Consider the following 21,463-nt stretch of genomic DNA (forward strand, 5'->3'; position numbering starts at 1 on the left):
GACGATGTCCACGACCCGCAGGGGTGGGTGTCAGCGGACGACGGTGTGCCGCACGCAGGCGAAGTCGCGGTTGCGGGCGACCTCCTCGAGGCGCAGCTCGATCGACCGCGGCAGGACGGGCGCACCGCCGCCGAGCGTGCACGGGGCGTACTGGATCCACACCTCGTCGAGCAGCCCAGCGTCGTGGAAGGCACCCACCAGCTCGCCGCCGCCGACGACCCAGACGTCCTTGCCGGCCGCCACCTCGGTCATCTCCGCGTGCACCTCGCGCACGCCGGCGGAGGTGAAGCGCACCTGCGGCGACGGCGCGAACGCGCGGTGCGTGAGCACCCAGGTGGGCTTGGGTCCCCACGGGTCGTCGTCGTGGTCGAGGATCCACTGCCAGGTGTTGGCGCCCATCGCGCACGCCCCCACCCGCTGGCTGAAGGCGGGGTAGGCCATCGGGCCCTCGTCGTCGATGTCGCGCGAGGTCAGCCAGTCGAGCGAGTGGTCCTCGGTCGCGATGAAGCCGTCGAGGGAGCAGCCGGTGTAGTAGATCGTCGCCATCGACCCACCATGGCACCGCTCACCGACAGTCGGCCTGATCGTGCTCCGCGGCCAGCCCGGCGACCGCGGCCAGGGCGACCTCGACGCGGTCGGGGTCGTCGTGCGCGACCCACAGCACGCGCGGGTCCTTGCGGAACCACGCGTCCTGGCGCCGGGCGAACCGCCGGGTGGCCACGATCGTCTGCTCGCGCGCCTGCTCGAGCGTGCGGTCGCCCGCGAGGTGGCCCATCACCTCGCGGTAGCCGATGGCGCGGTTCGCGGTGCGCCCCTCGGCGAGCCCGCGGGCGAGCAGCGCCTCGACCTCCTCGACGAAGCCGTGCTCGAACATCTCCTCCACCCGCCGAGCGATCCGCTCGTCGAGGGTGGGTCGGTCGATGTCGACCCCGACCTGCAGCGTGCGCGGGTCGGCGTACTCCAGGCGCGGGAGGCTCGCGCTGAACGGCCTCCCGGTGAGCGTGACCACCTCCAGCGCCCGCACGACCCGACGACCGTTGTCGGGCTGGATCCGGGCGGCGGCCTCGGAGTCGACGCCGGCGAGGCGGGCGTGGAGCGCGGCGCTGCCGACCCGCTCGAGCTCGGCCTCGAGCTCGCCCCGCAGCGCCTCGTCGGTGCCGGGGAACTCGAAGCGGTCGAGGATCGCGCGGGTGTAGAGCGCGGAGCCGCCGACGAGCACCGGCACCCGGTCGCGGCCGCGGACGTCGGCGACGACCTCGCGCGCCCACCCCTGGAACTCCGCGACGCTCGCGGCCTCCGTCACCTCCATCAGGTCGAGGAGGTGGTGCGGGATGCCGCGCCGCTCGGCCTCGGGGAGCTTGGCGGTGCCGACGTCCATGCCGCGGTAGACCTGCATCGCGTCGGTGTTGACGACCTCCCCGCCGAGGCGCTCGGCGAGGTCGAGGCTCAGCCCGGTCTTGCCCGAGGCGGTGGCGCCGACGATCGCGACGACGGGACGAGGCATGGGCCGATTGTCGCAGCGTGGCTACGCTCGGTCGTGCCGGAGTCCCCACCTGTCCGGGTGGGGCGGCGACCTGCAGGAGGACCCATGAGCTTTCTGGACAAGGCCAAGGCCAAGCTGACCGACGCGGTCGACCAGCACGGCGACAAGATCGCCCAGGGCATCGACAAGGCCGGCAAGTTCGCCAACGAGAAGACCGGCGGCAAGCACGCCGACAAGATCGACCAGGCCACCGGCAAGGCGCGCGACGCGCTCGACAAGCTCGACGGCAAGGACGACGACATCCCGCCGGGCACCACCATCCGCTGACCCCTCTAGGGTCGCCCGCGTGACCGACCGCTTCGCCCTCGTCCCCGCCTCCTACGTCTACCTGCTGCGCGACGGCGAGGCGGGGACCGAGGTGCTGCTCCAGCAGCGGGGGCCCGTCCCCTACATGCCCGGGCACTGGGCCGCGGCGGCCGCCGGGCACGTCGAGCCCGGCGAGACGGCGTACGACGCCGCGCGCCGCGAGGCCGTCGAGGAGCTCGGCATCACCGACCTGGCGCTGGAGTTCGCCTTCACCATGCAGCGCAGCCAGTTCGGCCCGGCGGTCGAGGAGCGCGTCGACTTCTTCTTCACCGCGCGCTCGTGGACCGGCGAGCCGCGGGTCGTGGAGGAGCACAAGGCCGACGGGCTCGGCTGGTTCGGCGTCGACGCGCTGCCCGAGCCGATGGTGCCGCACGAGGCCCACGCGATCGCCCACCTCTTCTCCGGTGAGCGCTACCTGACCTTCGGGTGGCCGGCGTCGCCCGCACGGGGGTAGTCGCCACCCGGTGCCCGGGGCACGATCGAGGGGACCGAACCACAGGAGGCACCCATGACCGACGAGGACCTCGGCCCGATCCCCGAGCCGACGACCGAGGAGCCGCAGCTCCTGCCCGGCGGCGTCGACGCCGACGCGCTCCACACCGACCCGGCCGACGACGGCCTCGGCCGTGACCTGAACCCTGATGACAACCCCGCCGTCGACGACGCGACACCCGGCGAGATCTCCGAGCCCGACGACAAGTCCCAGGCCCCCGACGGCCGCGCCGACGACCACGAGGCCGCCTCCGCCGGCGAGCCCGACGCCGGCCAGGAGGCCGAGGACGGCTCCGCCGAGCCTCCCGCCTGACGGGCTGCCGGCGGCCGGCCGCCCCCTGCCTGCTGCCGCCGAAGTCCCCGGATATCCGGGGACTTCGGGCCTTGCGCGGTGCTGGTGACGCACCACGTACGTCACCAGCACCGCACAGCACTGTCCACAGCCCTGCGCCATCCCCTCGCCCACGAGGTTGCCCACGTCGCACGATCGGATTCGTGACGACGTACGACGACCTCCTGGCGCTCCAGTCGGGCGTGGTGGCGCGGCGGCAGCTGACGAAGCGGGGCGTCGCGCCCCACGACATCGAGCGGATGCTGCGACGCCGCGAGCTGGTACGGGTGCACGACGGGGTCTTCCTCGACCACACCGGCCCGCCGTCGTGGCTCCAGCGCGCCTGGGTCGGGGTGCTCATCGCCTGGCCCGCGGCGCTCGCTCGCAAGAGCGCCCTCCGGGCAGCGGACGGCCCGGGCCGGGTCGGCCACGACGACGGCGACCTCATCCACATCGCCGTCGGCCGGCACCGACGTGTCGCCCTCCCGTCCGGCTACCGCCTGCACCGGGTGTCCGCACTGCACGACAGAGTCGTCTGGAACGCGAGCCCTCCCCGTGTGCGGGTCGAGGATGCCCTCATCGACGTCGCGTGCACCGCCCCTGACGACTTCGCAGCGATTGCGGTCCTGGCGGACGCCGTGCAGGCTCGGCGCACGGTGCCGATCCGGCTGCGCGACTGCTTGGACGCGCGTCCTCGTGCACCTCGACGCGACTTCCTGCGGGCCGTGCTGACCGACCTCCACCTCGGCGCGTGGTCGGCGCTCGAGCAGGGGTACCTCACGCTGGTCGAACGGCCCCATGGCCTGCCGATGGCACATCGACAGCTCCGCGACTCGGCGCGTGGGCCGGTCTACCGCGACGCGGCGTACGTCGACTACGGCGTGCTGGTCGAGCTCGACGGACGGCTGTGGCACGACACCCCACGGCAACGCGACCTCGATCTCGACCGCGACCTCGACGCGGCCGTGTGCGGGCAGGTCACCGTCCGGGTCGGGTGGGGCCAGGTGCACGGCCGCCCCTGCGAGACGGCAGACCGGGTCGCGCGACTGCTCAACGCCCACGGGTGGCAGGGCTCGTTAAGGCCGTGCCCCGCCTGCCGTCCGGGTCTGTCGTTCGCCGGTTGAGCACTGTGCGGTCGTGGTGACGTACCTGGTGCGTCACCACGACCGCGCAACCTCCGAGGTCCCCGGATATCCGGGGACTTCGGCGGCGGAGCGGCGGCAGCGCGGTACGGCGGCCCGCGCGCGCCGCTGGCACCTCAGCCGCAGGCACCTCAGCCGCAGGCGGGAGCCGGGGGCAGGGGGGCGGGGACGCCGACCGAGGGCATCCCGAGCCCGACCGAGGACGGAGAGGAAGGGCCACCGGACGTACGCCGCTCCCACGCGTCGCCGGCCCGCGTGCGGCGCACGGCACGGATCGCGCCGTCGGCGACGAGGTGGTGGGGCGCGGCGTAGGTGAGCTCGACGGTGACCACGTCGCCGGGGCGCACGGACGACTCGGGGACGGCGGAGAAGTCGGCCGCGAAGTGGACCAGGCGGTTGTCGGGCGCGCGGCCCGACAGGCGGTGGGTCGCGCTGTCCTTGCGGCCCTCGCCCTCGGCGACCATGAGGTCGACGGTGCGACCGACGAGCGCCTTGTTCTCCTCCCACGCGATCTCGTCGACGAGGGCGGAGAGTCGCAGGTAGCGGTCCTTCACCACCTCGGGCGGCACCTGGTCCTCCAGCACGGCGGCGGGGGTGCCGGGGCGCTTGGAGTACTGGAAGGTGAAGGCCGAGGAGAACCGGGCGGCGCGGACGACGTCGAGGGTGGCCTGGAAGTCGTCCTCGGTCTCGCCGGGGAAGCCGACGATGATGTCGGTGGTGATCGCGGCGTCGGGGATCGCAGCACGCACGCGCTCGATGATCCCGAGGTACTTCGCCTGGCGGTAGGAGCGGCGCATGTCGCGCAGCACCTTGTCGGAGCCCGACTGCAGCGGCATGTGCAGCGACGGCATCACGTTGGGCGTCTCGGCCATCGCCTCGATGACGTCGTCGGTGAACTCGGCCGGGTGCGGGGACGTGAAGCGCACCCGCTCCAGGCCCGGCACCGAGCCGCACGCCCGCAGCAGCTTGGAGAAGGCCTGGCGGTCGCCGAACTCGACGCCGTAGGCATTGACGTTCTGGCCCAGCAGGGTGACCTCGGTGACGCCCTCGGCGACCAGCGCCTCGACCTCGGCGAGGATGTCGCCCGGTCGGCGGTCCTTCTCCTTGCCGCGCAGTGCCGGGACGATGCAGAAGGTGCAGGTGTTGTTGCACCCGACCGAGATCGACACCCACGCGGCGTACGCCGACTCCCGCCTGGTCGGCAGCGTCGAGGGGAAGACCGACAGCGACTCCAGGATCTCGACCTGGGCCTCGTCGGCCACCCGCGCGCGCTCGAGCAGCGCCGGCAGCGAGCCGATGTTGTGGGTGCCGAAGACGACGTCGACCCACGGCGCGCGCGTCGTGATCGTCTCGCGGTCCTTCTGCGCAAGGCAGCCGCCGACGGCGATCTGCATGCCGGGCCGCGCGGCCTTGACCGGCGCGAGGTGGCCGAGGTTGCCGTAGAGCTTGTTGTCGGCGTTCTCGCGCACGGCGCAGGTGTTGAACACGACGACGTCGGCCGGCTCCTCGCCCGCGGCACGGACGTAGCCCGCGGCCTCCATCAGGCCGCCGAGCCGCTCGGAGTCGTGGACGTTCATCTGGCACCCGTGGGTCCGGACCTCGTAGGTGCGTGCGGGGGCTTCGTCGACTGCGCTCATGACCGCTCCAGCGTACGGCGGCGAGCGCGGGCGGCGGCAATCGCTCGGCGGGCGCGGGGCGGACGCTACGAGGTTCGGGCCCCGTCCCCCACCCCCCGGGCTGACCCGATCGGACTAGGCCAGTAGGCACTTTTGAGGATTAACCCTCAGATTCCTTGGATTTCGGTTTCACCCGGATTCACACTCCCTACATAAGTCAACAAAGCGGTAACAACCAGTGCCACACGGACGTGGACAACCTGGGGTTACCGGTCACGGTGGGGGTGCACGGATGCGCAAGAACGAGCAGAACACGCGGAACAAGCGGTCGATCAGCCTGCGGGCGGCCCGCGCGGGAGCCCTTGCGGCATCTGTTACCGCAATGTTCCTCATGTCGCTCCCGGCCACCGCCCACGCCGCCGAGAACGCCGGCGCCGACGTCGCGCAGGCCGCCGCCAAGCCGAAGGCGGGCCCCGCGAAGACCGGCCGGCCCGCGAAGGCCAACCGCAAGACCCGCGTCACCGCGACGCTGTCGGCCCTCCCGCCGGTCGTGCAGCCGGGCACCTCGCCCGCCGCGCCGTCCGACGCCGCCGCCCTCGTCGCCACCTTCAGCCCGGCCACGCCCGGCCAGAAGGTCACCCTGGAGCGCAAGTCCGGCAAGGGCTGGAAGATCGTCGACACCGCCAGCGAGGACACCTGGGGAACCGCCACCTTCTCCGCCTCCCCCGGCACCTACCGCGCCTCCACCGTGGCCGTCGGCCGCGCCTGGACCTCCGGCACCGTCACCGCCCGCAGCTGGACCCCCGAGTTCGAGGACACCTTCTCCGGCACCACCCTCGACACGTCGGTCTGGAACGACCAGAAGCGCGAGCACGAGAGCGTGTACGCCCCCCGCACCTGCGCCCGCGTCGACCCCGCCGCCCGCAGCGTCGGCGGCGGCGTCCTCCGCCTCGGCGTGGCGGTGGACCCGGCGCTGGCCGGCACCCCGTGCAGCTACACCTGGAACGGCACGCCCGGCACCCAGCAGTACCTGCTGAACAGCCAGGTCTCCACCGAGTACACCCGCTTCTTCCAGCACGGCATCGTCGCGGCCCGCATCAAGCCCCAGCAGGCCAAGGGCATGCACTCCGGCCTCTGGATGCTGCCGGCCGGCACGAAGTACGTCGACGGCGACGCCGCCGGTGGCGCCGAGATCGACGTGATGGAGTTCTTCGGCGAGAACGGCCGCGGCAACGAGGCCGTCGGCTCGCACGTCCACTACTACCAGCCCGGCTGGCAGAAGGTCAGCCACGGCGACCTGTTCCCGGCCACCCGCCAGGTGCTCGGCAAGAACAGGAGCTGGTGGGACGAGTTCCACGTCTTCTCGGTCGAGTGGACCCCCACCGAGTACGTCTTCCGCGTCGACGGCCGCGAGTACTACCGCGAGACCGACGCGGTGTCCCAGGCCGACGAGTACCTCGTCCTGTCGAACCTCACCTCCGACTACGAGCTGGACGAGCTCACCGCCGACGAGCTGGGCGACGCCGCCCAGGTCGACTGGGTCCGGGTCTTCGACGCCACCTCGATCGAGTCCAGCCGTCGCTCCACCGGCCGCAAGGCCGCCTGATCCGCCTGAGCCCCCACCTCAGGCCTCCTGAGCCCCCACCTCAGGACACGTACCGGGGCATGGTCCGCCGCCTAGGCTCGGACCATGCCCCGGATGCACGCCCTCGAGCTGCTGCCCGACGCGGCCGGCGTCGAGGTCGTACGCCGTGACTGGCAGGTCCTGCACGACGCGGGACTGCCCTCCCAGCTCGACCACCGCGGCGCGACCAACACCCCGCACGTCACCGTGGTCGCGGCCCCCGGCCTCGGGGCCGCCGACGAGCAGGTGGCCGCGGAGGTGCTCGGGACGCTCCTGCCGGTCGAGGTCCGCGTCGCCGGGGTGGCGCTGCTCGGCGGCGCCAGGGTCACCGTCGTCCGCCTGCTCGACGCCCCCGACGCGCTCGTGCGGGCCGTGCTCGACGTCCGGGCCGCCGTGCCCGCCGCACAGCACCTCGGCTGGCTCCCCCACGTGACGCTGGCGCGCCGCGTCCCGCGCGCCGACGTCCCCGGAGTCCTCGACGCGCTGGGCCACGACGACGCCGTGCTGACGCTGTCGTCGCTGCGTCGCTGGGACCCCGACGCGGGCGTCGTACGCGCCCTCTGAGCGCCCGCGGGACGGGTGCCCGGCGGTCACGGTCGGGTCACGGTTGCCCCCGGCGGGGGGAGGTGCGATGGCCTGTCTGGACCGGTCACGGATAGGTTGCCGCCATGACCGCGCAGGAATCGGGAACCGTCAGCGCCGGCCGGGGCGAGCCGCTCGTCGTGCTCAGCCACGTGCAGAAGCACTACGGACAGCTGCACGCGCTCAAGGACGTCGAGCTCACCGTCAAGCGCGGTGAGGTGGTCGTCGTGATCGGGCCGTCGGGGTCGGGCAAGTCCACCCTGTGCCGCACCATCAACCGGCTCGAGACCATCGACGAGGGCACCATCACCCTCGACGGCCAGCCGCTGCCGCAGGAGGGCAAGGCCCTCGCCGCGCTGCGCGCCGAGGTCGGGATGGTCTTCCAGAGCTTCAACCTCTTCGCCCACAAGACGATCCTCGAGAACGTCACGCTCGGGCCGATCAAGGTCCGCGGGCTGAAGAAGGAGGAGGCCGAGCGCAAGGCGCGCGAGCTCCTCGACCGCGTCGGCGTGGGCCACCAGGCCGAGAAGTACCCCGCGCAGCTCTCCGGCGGCCAGCAGCAGCGCGTCGCGATCGCGCGCGCCTTGGCGATGGAGCCGAAGGTGATGCTCTTCGACGAGCCGACCTCCGCGCTCGACCCGGAGATGATCAAGGAGGTCCTCGACGTCATGGTCGACCTCGCGCAGCAGGGCATGACGATGGTCGTGGTCACCCACGAGATGGGCTTCGCGCGCACCGCCGCGGACCGGGTGGTCTTCATGGCCGACGGCGCGATCGTCGAGGAGAACACCCCCGAGGAGTTCTTCACCAACCCCACCTCGGAGCGCGCCAAGGACTTCCTCGGCAAGATCCTCACGCACTGACCGAGCGCGAGGACCCAGTCTCGGGACACAACAGCACATCCATCCCCAGGAACCCCCAGACGGCCTCGGGCCGCCCAACGAAGGAGAGCAAGGATGAGACTCATCAGGACCAAGGCGGTCATCGCCACGGCGGGATTGGCCCTGTCGCTCGCCGCCTGCGGCAACGCGGGCGAGGACGAGGCCAGCGGCCCCGACGTCGAGGTCGCGGACGACGCGGCGGAGAGCTTCGACGACGGCACCGCGATGAAGGACTTCGCCGACGCGGGCTCGATCACGATCGGCGTGAAGTACGACCAGCCCGGCATCGGGTTCAAGGGCGCCACCGACGACATGCCGAAGGGCTTCGACCCCGAGATCGGCAAGATTCTCGCGGCCTCCCTCGGCATCGCCCCGGAGGACATCGAGTGGAAGGAGACGATCTCCGACAACCGCGAGCCGTTCCTCCAGGAGGGCGAGGTCGACCTCGTCATCGCCTCGTACTCCATCACCGACGAGCGCCGGCAGGTCGTCGGCCAGGCCGGCCCGTACTACCAGACCGGCCAGCAGCTCCTCGTCGCCTCCGACAGCGACATCGAGAGCCTCGACGACGTCAAGGGCAAGGAGGTGTGCTCGGTGACGGGCTCGACCTCGCTCGACAACATCAAGGCCGAGGGTGCCAAGCCGCGCGGCTTCGACACCTACTCCGAGTGCGTGGACCAGGTCCTCAGCGGCACCGTCGACGCGATGACGACCGACGGCGCGATCCTCCTCGGCTACGCCGCGGAGAACCCCGACCAGCTCAAGGTCGTCGTGGACCCGTTCTCCGAGGAGCGCTACGGCGTGGGCTACAGCCTCGACAAGCCGGAAATGTGCCAGTGGATCGTCGACACGCTGAAGGAGGCAGAGGACGACGGCGACTGGGACGCCGCCTTCGAGGCCACGCTCGGCCAGTCCGGCGTGGAGACCCCGGAGCCGCCGGCCATGGACGAGTGCCCGGCCGCCTGACCCCCCACACCCGGCTGAACCAGCACTGACCGGACGCCGGCGGGCCTCGTGCCCGCCGGCGTCCTCCAGAGAGGAGCGCCCCGCATGGATGCGGTGTTCTCGAACTTCGACGACTACCTGAAGGCCTTCGGGCTGACGATCGGGCTGTTCGTCGTCTCCGGCATCGCCTCGCTCGTCTGGGGCACGGTCCTCGCGGTCTTCCGCGTCGGTCCGGTGTCGATCCTCAACAAGGCGGCGGCGGTCTACGTCACGCTCTTCCGCAACACGCCGCTGCTGATGATCTTCATCTTCATGGCGATCGCGATGCCGGTGCTCGGCTACAACTTCACGTTCGTCGAGGACGTCGAGATCGGGGGCTGGAACGTCTCGGCGTTCTTCGTCCGCTCCTGCATCGCGCTGACGCTCTACACCTCGGCCTTCGTCTGCGAGGCGATGCGCTCCGGCGTCAACGCCGTGCCGCTCGGCCAGGCTGAGGCCGGACGCGCGATCGGCCTGACGTTCGGCCAGTCGATGACCGAGATCGTGCTGCCGCAGGCTGCGCGGGCGGTCATCCCGCCGATGACCAGCGTGCTGATCGCGCTCATCAAGAACACCTCCGTGGCTGCCGCCTTCGGCATGGCCGAGGCCGTGGCGACCATGCGCGCGCTCACCAACAACAACGCCGACCAGCGCATCGGGATCTTCCTGGTCTTCGCGATCGGCTACATCGTCATCGTCGAGGTGGTCTCGTTCGCCTCCCTCGCGGTCGAGCGGAAGGTCAGGGTCGCGCGATGAGCTCCTCCGTCCTCTTCGACGCCCCCGGTCCCCGGACCGTCGCGCGGCACCGCGTCTACACCGTCGTGAGCCTGCTCGCGCTGCTCGCCTTCGTCGCCTTCGCGGTCTGGACGATGTACGACCGCGGCCAGCTCGAGTACGCGCTGTGGGAGCCGTTCCTCACGCCCAAGTACATCCAGTTCATCCTGGTCGACGGCCTGCTCGAGACGCTCAAGATGGCGTTCTTCTCGATCGTCCTCGCCGTCGCGATCGGGCTCCTGCTCGGCATCGCCAAGCTCTCCGACCACCGGTGGGTGCGGTGGCCGGCCTGGCTCGTCGTGGAGTTCTTCCGCGCCGCCCCGGTGCTGCTGCTGATGATCTTCCTGTTCTACCTGCTCGCCATCGGCAGCGGCCCGTTCAGCCCGTTCTGGTGCGTCGTGATCGCGCTGACCCTCTACAACGGCTCGGTCCTGGCGGAGGTCTTCCGCGCCGGCATCAACGCCGTGCCGCGCGGCCAGGCCGAGGCGGCGTACGCCATCGGCATGCGCAAGTCGCAGGTGATGACGTCGGTGCTGCTGCCCCAGGGCGTCAAGATCATGCTGCCCTCGATCATCAGCCAGATGGTGGTCGCGCTGAAGGACACCAGCCTCGGCTACGCGATCCTCGCGCCCGGCCTGACCGCTGTCGGGAAGCCGATCTACCTCGAGTTCCGCAACCAGGTGCCGACGGCCATCGTCATCACCGCGCTCTACGTCGCGGTCAACCTGGTGCTCACCTTCATCGCGATCCGGGTGCAGAAGCGGCTCGTGGGCGAGAAGAAGATGCTCGACGTCCCGATGGTCGGCGAGGCGCAGTCCGAGCGCAGCGCCGCGATCGGCTAGGTCACCGCTTGCGGGGCGAGATCCACAGCCGGATCTCGCCCTCGATGACGGTCGTGCCGTCGACGCGCACGCCGCGGACGCGCACGGGGAGGTCGTACCCCTCCCCCAGCTCGGCGGTCCACTGCTCCGGGTCGGTCTCGGCGATGCAGGTGACGTCGGAGTCGGCCTTGGCGGTGTAGGCGACCTCCATGCCCCGGGGGATCCAGCGCCGGTCGCGCGGGATCGTCGACTCGGCGAGCGCGCCCATCGCGGCCTCGAGCCCGTTGCACAGCGCGATCGCGTGGAGCGTGCCGATGTGGTTGTGCACGCGGCGGCGCTTGTGGATCACCAGCTCGGCCCGATCGGGCTCGACGACGGCGAAGCGCGGACGGATGCTGGCGAAGTAGGGCGCCTTCTGGCTGAAGGCGAGGGAGAAGAGCCGGTCGCCGAGGGGCAGCGCGGTGGACTTCTTCCAGAGGTCGAGGACGGCAGGCATGCCGTTGATGTTACTGCTGAGTAGCGAGCCAGGCGAGCACCCGCTCGGCGACCTCGTGCGCGGGGACGTCGGTGTTGTCGACGACGAGGTGGGGCCAGCGCGCGAGGAGCCGCTCGCCCGGCGCGTCACGACCCCGCTCGGAGACCATCCGGTAGTCGGCCTCGAGCTCGCGCACGTTGGCGTCCGACCACTCCACGTCGCGCTTGGAGCGCTTCTCCGCCAGCCGGTGCTCGGTGCGGTTGCGGATCAGCCGGGTGTCCAGGTCGGCGACGAGCTCCACGACCGCGACGTCGTCGCCGTACGGCTCGGCGAGCCCAGCGAGGTAGTCGGCCTCGTCCTGCTCGTCCAGCCCCATCACGAAGGTGAACACCAGGTCGGTGCCCGTCGCGGCCGCCTCCTCGATGACCCGACGGCGGATCTCGGTGTTGAGCGTGCGGAACGGCGGCGTGCCGTAGTCGAAGACCTCGAGCAGCAGCTCGATCGAGTGGTGGTTGTGGAACAGCCGGAAGTCCGAGCGGTCGGCGATCGCCCGGCCGACCGTCATCTTCCCGACCGCCGGGGGCCCGAGCACGATCAGCAGCATGGCGCGATCCTGCCGCGGGGTCCCCCTCCTCCGCACCTGGGTATCGGCGTCGGGTTCCCCCGGTTCACCGGGGGAGTTCGCGGTTCTCGTGGCTTGCAGACCCCGAGAACCCCGGGTTCCCCCGGCTCAGCGGGGGAACCCGACCGGGACGGATCAGACGGCCTGGAGGACCTCGACGCGGTTGCCGTGGCCGTCGAAGGTGTGCAGGCGCAGGTGGCCGGGGAACGTCGTGCGCTGGGTCTCGTCGACCTCGGCGCCGATCGCGCGCAGGCGGTCGGCGACGGCGTCGAGGTCGGGGACGACGAACGCCGGGTGGGCCTTGCGAGCGGGCGCGAACGGGTCCTCCACGCCGACGTGGACCTCCGCTGAGACCGCGCCCGCGTCGTCGTACGTCCGGAACCAGCAGCCGCCGCGCGCCGCCAGGTCGGGGGGCTTGTCGACCTCGCTCATCCCGAGGCCCTCGCCGTAGAACCGGCGCGCGAGGTCCTCGCCGCCGGGCGGGCAGGCGACCTGGACGTGGTGCAGGCGCATCACGCGTCCACCGTCACGCCGCCGGGCTTGCGCGCGACCACGAAGATCCGCCGGAACGGCAGCACGACGCGCCCCGACGGGTCGGCGGGGTAGGCCTCGCGGAGCAGCTCGCGGAACTCCTCCTCGAACAGCGGGCGCAGGTCGTCGGGCAGCGCCTGCAGCGTCGGACGCGCGCCGGTGCCGGAGACCCAGTCGAAGACGGGGTCGGGGCCGGCGAGGACGTGGAGGTAGGTCGTCTCCCACGCGTCGACCTCGCAGCCGAGGTCGAGCAGGACACGGAGGTAGTCGGCCGGCTCGTGGCTGGCGGGGACTGCGACGTCGCGCACGTGGGCGGCGTACGGCTCGCGCCCGGCGATGTCGGTGCGGATCGTGTGGCTCGGCTCGCCGAAGTTGCCCGGCACCTGGAAGGCGAGCCAGCCGCCCGGCGCGACGCGGTCGACGAGCGCCGGCAGCAGCTCGAGGTGGTCGGGCAGCCACTGGAGCGTGGCGTTGCTGACGAGCACGTCGACGGGGGCGCGCAGTGCGAGCGGGTCGGGGCGCGCCCACTCCCGCAGGTCGGCGACCTCCCACGCGATGCCGTCGATCTCGCGGGCCGCGTCGATCATCTCCGGGCTGCTGTCGATCCCGGTCACCCGCGCGCCCGCCCAGCGGTCGGCGAGCAACGCCGTCAGGTTGCCCGGGCCGCAGCCGAGGTCGACGACGACGTGGGGCCGCTCGGCGTGCACCCTGGCCAGCAGGTCGACGAAGGGGCGGCCGCGCTCGTCGGCGTACGCGAGGTAGCGGTCGGGGTCCCAGGTGTGGCTCATGCGCGTGCTCCTCCTCGTGCCGGTGCGCGGGGTAGTCCAGTGGCGGACTGTCGTGGGACGGTCCCCCTGACAGCAGATTGTCACTGGACTACCCGGCAAAGTGTCTTGATGTCGAGATACTCCACCCTCGACCCCAATCATCTCGATGTCAAGATTCTCGACCGGTCTGGCAGGATGTCGGCATGCGTGACGAGGTGGACGACCTGGTCGAGGCCTGGGGCCGCGAGCGCGGCGACCTGGACCTCGCGCCCGTCGAGGTGTTCTCCCGCATCAGCCGGCTGGCCCGCCACCTCGACCTCGCCCGCCGCGACGCCTTCACCGCCCATGGCATCGAGTCGTGGGAGTTCGACGTGCTGGCCGCGCTGCGCCGCGCGGGGACGCCGTACGAGCTCTCCCCCGGCCGGCTGCTGCGCGAGACCCTCGTGACCAGCGGCACCATGACCAACCGCGTCGACCGGCTGACCGCCCGCGGCCTGGTCGAGCGGCTGCCCGACCCCAAGGACCGTCGCGGGGTGCTGGTGCGGCTGACGGTGGAGGGCAAGGCTGCGGTGGACGGCGCCTTCGAGGCGCTGCTCGCCGCCGAGGCCGACCTGCTCGCCGACCTGCCCGACGCCGAGCGCACCCGGCTCGCGGGGCTGCTCCGCTCGCTGCTCGCGCCCTTCAGCTGACGACTGCGTGGGCGACTCCCTCACGTGGTGGGGGTGGCGACGCCCACGACGTGACGAAGTCCCCGCACGAGCGGGGACCTCGACAACGGGCCGACAACGGCGGGAACGCCGCCGGGGGCTAGTCGACGACCTCGGAGGCCTCCAGCCACTCCAGCTCGAGGTCGTCCTTCTCCGCGGCGAGCTCGCCGAGCTGGGCGCCCACGCGGGCGAGCAGGTCGTAGTCGGTGAGGTGGGCCTCCATCTCGGCGTGCAGCTCGGCCTCGCGCGCGGCGATCCGCTCCAGCTGCTTCTCCACCCGGGCTAGCACCTTGCGGGCGGCGCGGTCCTCGGCGCTGCCGGGCCGGGCCTTGGGGTCGCCGGGCGCCGCGTCGGACGGGGCCGGGCCGGTGGGCGCGGTCGCGACCGCGCGAGCGGCGGACGCCTCGGCGGCGGCCTGCATCGCCGTACGCCGCTCGAGGTACTCGTCGACGCCGCGCGGCAGCATCGAGACCTGCCCGTCGCCGAGCAGCGCCCACACCGAGTCGGTGACCCGCTCGAGGAAGTACCGGTCGTGGGAGACCACGACCAGGGTGCCGGGCCAGGTGTCGAGGAAGTCCTCGAGGACGTTGAGGGTGTCGATGTCGAGGTCGTTGGTGGGCTCGTCGAGCAGCAGCACGTTGGGCTCGCTGAGCAGCAGCTTGAGCAGCTGGAAGCGACGCCGCTCGCCGCCCGACAGGTCGCCGAGGCGCGCGGTCAGGCGGTCGCCGGTGAACCCGAAGCGCTCGAGCAGCGACGTCGCGGTCAGCTCCTGGCCGTCGAGGGTCTTGGTGACCCGCCGGATCGACTCGACGGTCGGCAGCACCCGCGCCTCGGGGTCGATCTCGTCGAGCGCCTGGGTGAGGTGGCGCAGGTCGACCGTGCGGCCCTGCTTCACGCGGCCGACGTCGGGCGCCAGCGTGCCGGCGATCAGGGAGAGCAGCGTCGTCTTGCCGGCGCCGTTGACCCCGACGATGCCGACGCGGTCGCCCGGGCCGATGCGCCAGGTCGCGTGGTCGAGCAGCTTGCGCTCGCCGCGGGTGAGGTCGACGTCCTCGATGTCGATGACGTCCTTGCCGAGCCGCTGGCTGGCAAAGCGTTGGAGCTCCATCCGGTCGCGCGGCGGCGGCACGTCGTCGATGAGGGCGTTGGCGGCGTCGATGCGGAACTTCGGCTTCGACGTACGGGCGGGGGCACCGCGCCGCAGCCACGCCAGCTCCTTGCGTGCGAGGTTCTGCCGGCGGGTCTCGGTGGCCGCGGCCTGGCGCTGCCGCTCGGCCTTCGCCAGGACGTAGGCCGCGTAGCCGCCCTCGTAGGAGTCGACGGCGCCGTCGTGGACCTCCCAGGTCGTCTGGCACACCGCGTCGAGGAACCACCGGTCGTGGGTGACGACGATCAGCGCGCTCGGGAGGGTGACGAGGTGGGAGGCGAGCCAGGCGACGGCCTCGACGTCGAGGTGGTTGGTCGGCTCGTCGAGCACGATCAGGTCGTGGCGCGAGAGCAGCAGCGCGGCCAGCGCGCAGCGACGGCGCTCGCCACCGGAGAGCCCGACGACCGCACGGTCGAGGGCGACGCCGGCCAGGAGCTCCTCGACGACCTGACGGGTGGTCGGGTCGGCGGCCCACTCGTGGTCCTGGCGACCGGCCAGCACCGCCTCGCGGACGGTGTGGCTGTCGACGAGCTCGTCGCCCTGGTGGAGGTAGCCCACCTCGATGCCGCGGGTGCGCGAGACCCGGCCCGTGTCGGGCTGCTCGAGGCCGGTCATCACCTCCAGCAGCGTGGTCTTGCCGTCGCCGTTGCGTCCGACGACGCCGACACGCTCACCGAGGGAGATGCCGAGGGAGACGTCGGCGAGCAACGGCCGGACGCCGTAGGACTTCGAGACGCGCTCGAGGTTGATCAAGTTCGCCATGACCGACCGATCCTCTCAGGTGCGCCCCAGCGGGCACGGATCGGCGTACGCCCCGGTGCTGGCGCGGTGAGCCAGACACCTTCTGCGCGCCCGGAACCTGCGTCACTCACCGCCCCGGCGGCGACCGGGGACGTGGCGGTGAGTGGGACACGTTCCGAGGGTCGGAAAACGTGTCTCACTCACCGCTCACGGCACGGTCAGCTGACCGGCTGGCCCCCGTCGGCGGGAGCCGAGGCGGCCGGGGTGGTGCCGAGCGACGGCGCGGCGGCGTCGGTGCGGGCGTACTTCTGGATCAGCTGCTCCACGTCGAGACCGGTGGTGGCCTTGAGCAGCTCCATGGTCTGCACGAGGTTGTTGGTCACCTGGCGGGGCAGCTCGCCGGCGCCGTCGGCGGAGATGACGGTCAGCTTGTCGATACCGGCCATCGGGCGGGCCAGCTCGGCGGCGACCTTGGGCATGACCTCGATCAGCATCTGCAGCACGGCGGCCTCGTTGTAGCCGGCGAAGGCGGCGGCCTTCTTGTCCATCGCCTCGGCCTCGGCCTGGCCGGCGGCGAGGATCGCGGCCGCCTGGGCCTCACCCTCGGCGCGCAGGGCGTCGGCCTCGGCGACACGGCGGGCCTTCTCGGCCTCACCGCGCTTGGCGCCCTCGATGGCCTCGGCCTCGGCGAGCGCGGAACGGCGGGACTTCTCGCCCTCACCGGTCAGGCGGGCCTTCTCGGCCTCCGCCTCGGCGTTGGCGATCGATGCGGCCTTGCGGGCCTCCGCCTCGAGGATGGAGGAGTTGCGGCGACCCTGCGCCTCGGTCTCGACGCGGTAGCGCTCGGCGTCGGCGGGCTTGCGGACCTCGGTGTCGAGCTGGCGCTCCTTCAGCGCGGCCTGCCGCACGGCGACCTTCTCCTGCTCCAGCAGGATCGCCTGGTCGCGGTCGGCCTGGGCCAGCGGGCCGGAGGCCGCGGCGGTCGCGGTCGCGGCGTCGGTCTCGGCCTTGATCTCGGCGTTCTTCAGCACCAGCGCGCGCTGGGCGACGGCGATCTCCTGCTCGGCGGCGATGCGCGCCTGCTCGGCGGCCTGGCGGGCGTTGGCCTCGGCGATGGCGGCGATCTGGTTGAGCTTGGCGGCCTCGGGGCGGCCCAGGTCGGCGAGGTAGGAGCCGTCGTCGGTGATGTCCTGGATCTGGAAGGTGTCGAGCACCAGGCCCTGCCCGGTCAGCGAGGACTCCGACTCCTCGGCCACGCGCTGGGCGAACGCAGCGCGGTCGCGGATGATCTGCTCGACCGACATCGAGCCGACGATCGAGCGCAGCGCACCCGCGAGCACCTCCTGGGTGAAGGTCTCGATCTCGGCCTGCTGGCTGAGGAAGCGCTGGGCCGCGGCACGGATCGAGTCCTCGTTGCCGCCGACCTTGACGAGCGCGACGCCGTCGAGGTTGAGCTTGATGCCCTGCCCCGACACCGCGCCGCGGATCTGCACCGAGATGCGGCGCGAGGACAGGTCGAGGGTGGCCAGCCGCTGCACGAACGGGATGACGAAGACGCCGCCGCCCATGACGACCTTCTGGCCCGACAGGTCGGTCGAGATCTCGCCGGTCTCGGGGTTGCGCACCTCCCCCTTGCCCTTGCGGCCGGTGATGATGAACGACTCGTTGGGCCCGGCCACCTTGTAGCGGGTGGTGACCAGCAGTGCGAGCAGCACCAGCAGGACGACGAGGCCGATCACGGCGGTGACGACCGGGGACAGACCGGACATGGGTGCTCCTTGCGGTGAGTCGTACGGGAGGACGGGTGTGGACGGGCGTGGACGGGACGGAGGTGCGGGACCGGCTGGTCAGGGCAGGAAGAGCGGCTCGACCTCGACGGCGGTCGGCGAGAGCACGCGGGTCACGCTGACCCGGGTGCCGGCCGGCACGGCGACGCTGGAGCGGGCGTTGAGGCGGGTGAGGTGGCCGCCCACCGAGAGCTGGACGACGCCGAAGCCGCCCTCGGGGATGGCGCTGACGACCGAGCCCATCTTCTCGAGCACGTCGGAGGTGCGGACGGTGTCGGTCTCGCCGTCGCCGTGGAGGAACGCCGAGGCTCGCGCCGCGAGCCAGCCGAGCCCGACGCCGAGCACCAGGCCGATGACGACCGCGAGGCTCGTCGAGCCGGTGGCGGACAGCGCGAGCGCGCCGCCGAAGCCGAGCGCGCCGAGGAAGCCGGCCAGGGCCTCGGTGGAGAAGAAGCCGGAGCTCAGCCCCTCGAGGGCGCCGTCGAGCACGTCGCCGAGCACGAGCGCCACGACGAGCAGCACGACGCCGAGCGCGCCGATGACCAAGAACGCGGTCACGATCCTCCCCCAGTCACCCGCTGTGCGCGGATGTCGCGCACAACATAGCGGGATGCTTCCCCGCCCGCCTCAGTTCATGCCGTGCGACGCCTCCCGGCACGAGGAGGGGGAGCTCAGACGGGCGTGAGGACGTGCGCGCCCGCGACGGGCCCGGTGGCGGTGAGCACGACCTCCTCGCCGGACCCGGCGAGGCCGAGCGCGGTCTCACGCGCACCCTCGGCCGACTCGCACAGGAACACCACCGTCGGCCCGGAGCCGCTCACCATGCCGCGCAGCGCCCCCTCGGCCTCGCCGCGGACGATGAGGTCGCCCAGCTCGGGTCGCAGGTCGATGGCCGGCTCCTGGAGGTCGTTGTGGAGCGCCCGCGCCAGGCGTACGGGCTCACCGCTCGCGAGCGCGGCCAGCAGCGGCTCGGCCGACGCCGGGACCTCGGGGGCGTCGGGGTGCAGGACGTCGAAGTGGCGGTAGACGACCGGCGTCGACAGGCCCACGGTGGACGGCACCGCGACCCACCACCAGGCGCCGCGGTCCTCGACCGGGGTGACCAGCTCGCCGCGACCCACGCCGCGCGCGGTGCCCCCGACGAGGCTGAACGGGATGTCGCTGCCGAGCTCGGCGGCCAGGGCGAGCAGGACGTCGTCGGGGGTGTGCAGGTCGTGGAGGCGGTCGTGGGCCACGAGCGCGGCGGCGGCGTCGGCGGAGCCGCCGGCCATGCCGCCGGCGACCGGGATGTCCTTGCGCACCACGAAGGCGCCGGTGGCCGGCGCACCCGTCCGGGCGGCCAGCAGCCGGGCGGCGCGCAGCACGATGTTGTCGTCCCCGTCGGGGACGGACGCCGGGTCGATGTGGTCGGCGACGTGGGTGAGGAGCGAGAGCGCGTCGGCGGTGGCGACGGTGAGGTCGTCGTGGATCCCGATCGCCTGGTAGACGGTGTCGAGCGGGTGGAACCCGTCCTCACGCACCCGCCCGACGCCGAGGTGCAGGTTGATCTTCGCGGCGCCGCGGACCGTGATGCTCATGCGGTGGCGGCGTGGGCGGCCAGGCCCTCGGCGATGCGGGCGAAGTCGTCTACGGTCAACACCTCACCGCGGGCGGTCGGGTCGACCCCGGCGGCCTCCAGCGCGGCGGTGGCGGTCTCGGCCGACCCGGCGAGCCCGCGCAGCGCGGCGCGCACCTGCTTGCGGCGCTGGGCGAACGCGGCGTCGACGACCGCGAAGACCTGCTCGCGGGTCGCGGTGGTCACCGGCGGGTCACGGCGGGTCCAGGCGACCAGGCCGGAGTCGACGTTGGGCGCCGGCCAGAAGACGTTGCGGCCGATCGCGCCGGCGCGGCGCACGTCGGCGAACCACGCGGCCTTCACCGACGGCACGCCGTAGGTCTTCGAGCCCGGGCCGGCGGCGAGCCGGTCGGCGACCTCGGCCTGCACCATCACCAGGCCACGCTCCAGCGACGGCAGCAGCGTGAGCAGGTGGATGAGCACCGGCACCGAGACGTTGTAGGGCAGGTTGGCCACCAGCGCGGTCGGCGCCGGGCCGGGCAGCTCCTGCACGCGCATCGCGTCGGCGAGCACGACCTCGAACCGGTCGACCTGCCCGGGGGCGTACGACGCGATGGTGGCCGGCAGCCTGCCGGCCAGCAGGGGGTCGACCTCGATCGCGATGACGCGCCGGGCGACCTCGAGCAGCGCGAGGGTCAGCGACCCCAGCCCTGGGCCGACCTCGACGACGACGTCGTCCCCGGTGACGGCCGACTCCCGCACGATGCGCCGCACCGTGTTGGCGTCGATCACGAAGTTCTGCCCGCGCTGCTTGGTGGGCCGCAGGTCCAGCTCGGCCGCGAGCTGACGTACCTCGGCCGGCCCGAGGAGCCTCGGGCCGGCCGGGTCAGTGGTCATGGCGCCAGCCTAGTGGGGCGGCTCCGGGTCAGCGGGGCAGGCCGAGCTTGGCCGCGCAGCCGGGCCACGCGCCGTAGCCGCCGGAGGCGTCGCGCACCTTGGTCGCGATGGCGATCTGGGTCTCGCGGGACGCCTGGCTGGGCAGCCCGGTGCCGCCGTAGGCCTGCCAGGTGCCGACGTTGAACTGGAGGCCGCCGTAGTAGCCGTTGCCGGTGTTGATGGCCCAGTTGCCGCCGGACTCGCACTGGGCGAGGGCGTCCCAGACGGTGTTGCCGTCGGCGAAGTTGGAGGTGACCTCCTCCTTGGTGCCGACCTTGACGATCTCCGGCACGACCTTCACCTTGACGTCCGCGGCGAGGACCTTGCGCGCGACGAGGTCGCCGTTGACGAAGCGCAGGCGGTAGGTCACGGCACGGACGCCGTCGCGGCCGGCCTGCACGACCTCCTCCTCGCCCTGCAGCATCGAGGGGTCCTCGCGCTCGATCACGGGCGCCTGGACCACCTCGCGGGCGACCTTCTTCGTGGTGATGCGGATGTCGGTCACCACGACGCGGTCGCCGTCGGCGATCTCGGTGTCGAGGGCGGGGGTGACCTTGTCGTGTCGGTCGACCTCGACGCCCATCGAGTCGAGCACGTCGGCGACGGTGACGGCGGCGACCTGGCGCTTCCGGAGGTCGTGGGCACCGACCTTGATGCTCACCACCTTCGGCGTGACCACCGAGAGCGCGAGGCCGCTGCGGCCGATCGAGGCGCTGCGGCTCGCCGACAGGTCGGCGCCGTCGAAGCGGCGGCCGATCTCGCCGAGCGCGCTGGCGACGTTGGTGGAGTTGACCCAGTACGTCGCGGTGTCGCCGTCGACGGACAGCTCGAGCGGCCGGCCGAACTGCACGGCGATCGCGGAGCCGTCGGAGACGGGCTCGTCCATCGCGGGGGCGACGAGGTCCTTGTCGGTGACGGTGATCCCCTGCGCGGCGAGCACGTCACCCACGGTGCCGCCGATGGCGCTCACGTGGGTGGTGCGGCCGTCGAGGCTGAGGGTCACGTCCTTGCTGAGGGCGGCGTAGCCGGCGGTGGTGCCGGCAACGGCTGCCACGACCACCGCCGACGAGACGGCGAGGGCGGTCCTGGACCTGCTGAG

At 72.4% G+C, this 21,463-nt stretch carries 24 protein-coding genes; 11 read left to right on the plus strand and 13 right to left on the minus strand.

The window, feature by feature from the left end:
* Window positions 1-30: 30 nt before the first annotated feature.
* Window positions 31-546, minus strand: coding sequence for a dihydrofolate reductase family protein (locus tag ACFFJG_RS06565; protein ID WP_378517798.1), 516 nt, complete (start codon window positions 544-546; stop codon window positions 31-33).
* A gap of 19 nt (window positions 547-565) precedes the next feature.
* Window positions 566-1,504: a tRNA (adenosine(37)-N6)-dimethylallyltransferase MiaA gene (miaA, locus tag ACFFJG_RS06570; RefSeq protein WP_378517799.1), complete on the minus strand. Its 939-nt coding sequence runs from the start codon at window positions 1,502-1,504 to the stop codon at window positions 566-568.
* Between the two features lie 84 nt (window positions 1,505-1,588).
* Between miaA and ACFFJG_RS06575 the strand changes: the two genes are divergently transcribed.
* From ACFFJG_RS06575 to ACFFJG_RS06590, 4 genes are all read left to right on the plus strand, one after another.
* Window positions 1,589-1,810, plus strand: coding sequence for an antitoxin (locus tag ACFFJG_RS06575; RefSeq protein WP_378517800.1), 222 nt, complete (start codon window positions 1,589-1,591; stop codon window positions 1,808-1,810).
* Window positions 1,811-1,829: 19 nt separating this feature from the next.
* Window positions 1,830-2,303 (plus strand): NUDIX domain-containing protein, encoded by a 474-nt coding sequence (locus ACFFJG_RS06580; RefSeq protein ID WP_378517801.1) that lies wholly within the window; start codon window positions 1,830-1,832, stop codon window positions 2,301-2,303.
* 54 nt (window positions 2,304-2,357) lie between these two features.
* On the plus strand, window positions 2,358-2,654 hold the full coding sequence (locus ACFFJG_RS06585) for a hypothetical protein (protein ID WP_378517802.1): 297 nt from the start codon (window positions 2,358-2,360) through the stop codon (window positions 2,652-2,654).
* A 182-nt stretch (window positions 2,655-2,836) separates the two neighbouring features.
* Window positions 2,837-3,796 carry a type IV toxin-antitoxin system AbiEi family antitoxin domain-containing protein gene (locus ACFFJG_RS06590; RefSeq protein ID WP_378517803.1) on the plus strand — a complete coding sequence of 320 codons (960 nt, stop codon included), beginning with the start codon at window positions 2,837-2,839 and terminating at the stop codon, window positions 3,794-3,796.
* A gap of 149 nt (window positions 3,797-3,945) precedes the next feature.
* On the opposite strand, the gene miaB is transcribed toward ACFFJG_RS06590, so the two are convergent.
* Window positions 3,946-5,451, minus strand: coding sequence for a tRNA (N6-isopentenyl adenosine(37)-C2)-methylthiotransferase MiaB (gene miaB / locus ACFFJG_RS06595; protein WP_378517804.1), 1,506 nt, complete (start codon window positions 5,449-5,451; stop codon window positions 3,946-3,948).
* Between the two features lie 271 nt (window positions 5,452-5,722).
* Between miaB and ACFFJG_RS06600 the strand changes: the two genes are divergently transcribed.
* The 6 genes from ACFFJG_RS06600 to ACFFJG_RS06625 all read left to right on the plus strand — a co-directional run bounded on the left by ACFFJG_RS06600 (window position 5,723) and on the right by ACFFJG_RS06625 (window position 11,117).
* Window positions 5,723-7,036, plus strand: coding sequence for a glycoside hydrolase family 16 protein (locus ACFFJG_RS06600; RefSeq protein WP_378517805.1), 1,314 nt, complete (start codon window positions 5,723-5,725; stop codon window positions 7,034-7,036).
* An 84-nt stretch (window positions 7,037-7,120) separates the two neighbouring features.
* Window positions 7,121-7,618 carry a 2'-5' RNA ligase family protein gene (locus tag ACFFJG_RS06605; protein ID WP_378517806.1) on the plus strand — a complete coding sequence of 166 codons (498 nt, stop codon included), beginning with the start codon at window positions 7,121-7,123 and terminating at the stop codon, window positions 7,616-7,618.
* 104 nt (window positions 7,619-7,722) lie between these two features.
* Window positions 7,723-8,499 (plus strand): amino acid ABC transporter ATP-binding protein, encoded by a 777-nt coding sequence (locus ACFFJG_RS06610; protein WP_378517807.1) that lies wholly within the window; start codon window positions 7,723-7,725, stop codon window positions 8,497-8,499.
* 93 nt (window positions 8,500-8,592) lie between these two features.
* Window positions 8,593-9,483, plus strand: coding sequence for a glutamate ABC transporter substrate-binding protein (locus ACFFJG_RS06615; protein WP_378517808.1), 891 nt, complete (start codon window positions 8,593-8,595; stop codon window positions 9,481-9,483).
* Between the two features lie 84 nt (window positions 9,484-9,567).
* The gene (locus ACFFJG_RS06620) at window positions 9,568-10,257 is read left to right on the plus strand and encodes an amino acid ABC transporter permease (protein WP_378517809.1); all 690 of its coding nucleotides are present in this window, start codon (window positions 9,568-9,570) and stop codon (window positions 10,255-10,257) included.
* Entirely contained in the window at window positions 10,254-11,117 is an 864-nt protein-coding gene (locus ACFFJG_RS06625; RefSeq protein ID WP_378517810.1) for an amino acid ABC transporter permease, read from the plus strand. The genes ACFFJG_RS06620 and ACFFJG_RS06625 overlap by 4 nt, the downstream gene beginning before the upstream one ends.
* Window position 11,118: 1 nt before the next feature.
* Here the strand turns inward: ACFFJG_RS06625 and ACFFJG_RS06630 are convergent, their stop codons facing one another.
* The 4 genes from ACFFJG_RS06630 to ACFFJG_RS06645 all read right to left on the minus strand — a co-directional run bounded on the left by ACFFJG_RS06630 (window position 11,119) and on the right by ACFFJG_RS06645 (window position 13,512).
* On the minus strand, window positions 11,119-11,592 hold the full coding sequence (locus ACFFJG_RS06630) for a hotdog fold domain-containing protein (RefSeq protein WP_378517811.1): 474 nt from the start codon (window positions 11,590-11,592) through the stop codon (window positions 11,119-11,121).
* 10 nt (window positions 11,593-11,602) lie between these two features.
* Window positions 11,603-12,175, minus strand: coding sequence for a P-loop nucleotide/nucleoside kinase family protein (locus ACFFJG_RS06635; RefSeq protein WP_378517812.1), 573 nt, complete (start codon window positions 12,173-12,175; stop codon window positions 11,603-11,605).
* A gap of 153 nt (window positions 12,176-12,328) precedes the next feature.
* Entirely contained in the window at window positions 12,329-12,706 is a 378-nt protein-coding gene (locus ACFFJG_RS06640; protein WP_378519460.1) for a VOC family protein, read from the minus strand.
* A complete protein-coding gene (locus tag ACFFJG_RS06645; RefSeq protein ID WP_378517813.1) occupies window positions 12,706-13,512 on the minus strand; it encodes a trans-aconitate 2-methyltransferase in 807 nt (268 codons plus the stop codon). Before ACFFJG_RS06645 ends, ACFFJG_RS06640 begins: the two co-directional genes overlap by 1 nt.
* 182 nt (window positions 13,513-13,694) lie before the next feature.
* Between ACFFJG_RS06645 and ACFFJG_RS06650 the strand changes: the two genes are divergently transcribed.
* Entirely contained in the window at window positions 13,695-14,180 is a 486-nt protein-coding gene (locus ACFFJG_RS06650; RefSeq protein WP_378517814.1) for a MarR family winged helix-turn-helix transcriptional regulator, read from the plus strand.
* A 118-nt stretch (window positions 14,181-14,298) separates the two neighbouring features.
* Here ACFFJG_RS06650 and ACFFJG_RS06655 read toward each other — a convergent pair whose 3' ends face one another.
* The 6 genes from ACFFJG_RS06655 to ACFFJG_RS06680 form a co-directional block, all read right to left on the minus strand.
* Window positions 14,299-16,107 carry an ABC-F family ATP-binding cassette domain-containing protein gene (locus ACFFJG_RS06655; protein WP_378517815.1) on the minus strand — a complete coding sequence of 603 codons (1,809 nt, stop codon included), beginning with the start codon at window positions 16,105-16,107 and terminating at the stop codon, window positions 14,299-14,301.
* 197 nt (window positions 16,108-16,304) lie between these two features.
* Window positions 16,305-17,855 carry a flotillin family protein gene (locus ACFFJG_RS06660; protein ID WP_378517816.1) on the minus strand — a complete coding sequence of 517 codons (1,551 nt, stop codon included), beginning with the start codon at window positions 17,853-17,855 and terminating at the stop codon, window positions 16,305-16,307.
* Between the two features lie 78 nt (window positions 17,856-17,933).
* Window positions 17,934-18,431, minus strand: a complete 498-nt coding sequence (locus ACFFJG_RS06665; protein ID WP_378517817.1) for an NfeD C-terminal domain-containing protein — start codon at window positions 18,429-18,431, stop codon at window positions 17,934-17,936.
* Window positions 18,432-18,544: 113 nt separating this feature from the next.
* On the minus strand, window positions 18,545-19,450 hold the full coding sequence (locus ACFFJG_RS06670; protein WP_378517818.1) for a 4-(cytidine 5'-diphospho)-2-C-methyl-D-erythritol kinase: 906 nt from the start codon (window positions 19,448-19,450) through the stop codon (window positions 18,545-18,547).
* Window positions 19,447-20,325: a 16S rRNA (adenine(1518)-N(6)/adenine(1519)-N(6))-dimethyltransferase RsmA gene (gene rsmA / locus ACFFJG_RS06675; protein WP_378517819.1), complete on the minus strand. Its 879-nt coding sequence runs from the start codon at window positions 20,323-20,325 to the stop codon at window positions 19,447-19,449. Before rsmA ends, ACFFJG_RS06670 begins: the two co-directional genes overlap by 4 nt.
* Before the next feature lie 28 nt (window positions 20,326-20,353).
* On the minus strand, window positions 20,354-21,418 hold the full coding sequence (locus ACFFJG_RS06680; RefSeq protein ID WP_378517820.1) for a resuscitation-promoting factor: 1,065 nt from the start codon (window positions 21,416-21,418) through the stop codon (window positions 20,354-20,356).
* Between the last annotated feature and the right edge of the window lie 45 nt (window positions 21,419-21,463).

It is taken from the genome of Nocardioides zeicaulis, assembly GCF_042432345.1.
Classification (GTDB): Bacteria; Actinomycetota; Actinomycetes; order Propionibacteriales; family Nocardioidaceae; genus Nocardioides; species Nocardioides zeicaulis.

Excerpts from the sequence above, each read along its gene's own strand:
- ACFFJG_RS06565 (WP_378517798.1), bottom strand. The coding sequence starts at position 546 with ATGGCGACGATCTACTACACCGGCTGCTCCCTCGACGGCTTCATCGCG.
- miaA (WP_378517799.1), bottom strand. The coding sequence starts at position 1,504 with ATGCCTCGTCCCGTCGTCGCGATCGTCGGCGCCACCGCCTCGGGCAAG.
- ACFFJG_RS06575 (WP_378517800.1), top strand. The coding sequence starts at position 1,589 with ATGAGCTTTCTGGACAAGGCCAAGGCCAAGCTGACCGACGCGGTCGAC.
- ACFFJG_RS06585 (WP_378517802.1), top strand. The coding sequence starts at position 2,358 with ATGACCGACGAGGACCTCGGCCCGATCCCCGAGCCGACGACCGAGGAG.
- miaB (WP_378517804.1), bottom strand. The coding sequence starts at position 5,451 with ATGAGCGCAGTCGACGAAGCCCCCGCACGCACCTACGAGGTCCGGACC.
- ACFFJG_RS06600 (WP_378517805.1), top strand. The coding sequence starts at position 5,723 with ATGCGCAAGAACGAGCAGAACACGCGGAACAAGCGGTCGATCAGCCTG.
- ACFFJG_RS06605 (WP_378517806.1), top strand. The coding sequence starts at position 7,121 with ATGCCCCGGATGCACGCCCTCGAGCTGCTGCCCGACGCGGCCGGCGTC.
- ACFFJG_RS06610 (WP_378517807.1), top strand. The coding sequence starts at position 7,723 with ATGACCGCGCAGGAATCGGGAACCGTCAGCGCCGGCCGGGGCGAGCCG.
- ACFFJG_RS06615 (WP_378517808.1), top strand. The coding sequence starts at position 8,593 with ATGAGACTCATCAGGACCAAGGCGGTCATCGCCACGGCGGGATTGGCC.
- ACFFJG_RS06620 (WP_378517809.1), top strand. The coding sequence starts at position 9,568 with ATGGATGCGGTGTTCTCGAACTTCGACGACTACCTGAAGGCCTTCGGG.
- ACFFJG_RS06625 (WP_378517810.1), top strand. The coding sequence starts at position 10,254 with ATGAGCTCCTCCGTCCTCTTCGACGCCCCCGGTCCCCGGACCGTCGCG.
- ACFFJG_RS06630 (WP_378517811.1), bottom strand. The coding sequence starts at position 11,592 with ATGCCTGCCGTCCTCGACCTCTGGAAGAAGTCCACCGCGCTGCCCCTC.
- ACFFJG_RS06635 (WP_378517812.1), bottom strand. The coding sequence starts at position 12,175 with ATGCTGCTGATCGTGCTCGGGCCCCCGGCGGTCGGGAAGATGACGGTC.
- ACFFJG_RS06640 (WP_378519460.1), bottom strand. The coding sequence starts at position 12,706 with ATGCGCCTGCACCACGTCCAGGTCGCCTGCCCGCCCGGCGGCGAGGAC.
- ACFFJG_RS06645 (WP_378517813.1), bottom strand. The coding sequence starts at position 13,512 with ATGAGCCACACCTGGGACCCCGACCGCTACCTCGCGTACGCCGACGAG.
- ACFFJG_RS06650 (WP_378517814.1), top strand. The coding sequence starts at position 13,695 with ATGCGTGACGAGGTGGACGACCTGGTCGAGGCCTGGGGCCGCGAGCGC.
- ACFFJG_RS06655 (WP_378517815.1), bottom strand. The coding sequence starts at position 16,107 with ATGGCGAACTTGATCAACCTCGAGCGCGTCTCGAAGTCCTACGGCGTC.
- ACFFJG_RS06660 (WP_378517816.1), bottom strand. The coding sequence starts at position 17,855 with ATGTCCGGTCTGTCCCCGGTCGTCACCGCCGTGATCGGCCTCGTCGTC.
- ACFFJG_RS06670 (WP_378517818.1), bottom strand. The coding sequence starts at position 19,450 with ATGAGCATCACGGTCCGCGGCGCCGCGAAGATCAACCTGCACCTCGGC.
- rsmA (WP_378517819.1), bottom strand. The coding sequence starts at position 20,325 with ATGACCACTGACCCGGCCGGCCCGAGGCTCCTCGGGCCGGCCGAGGTA.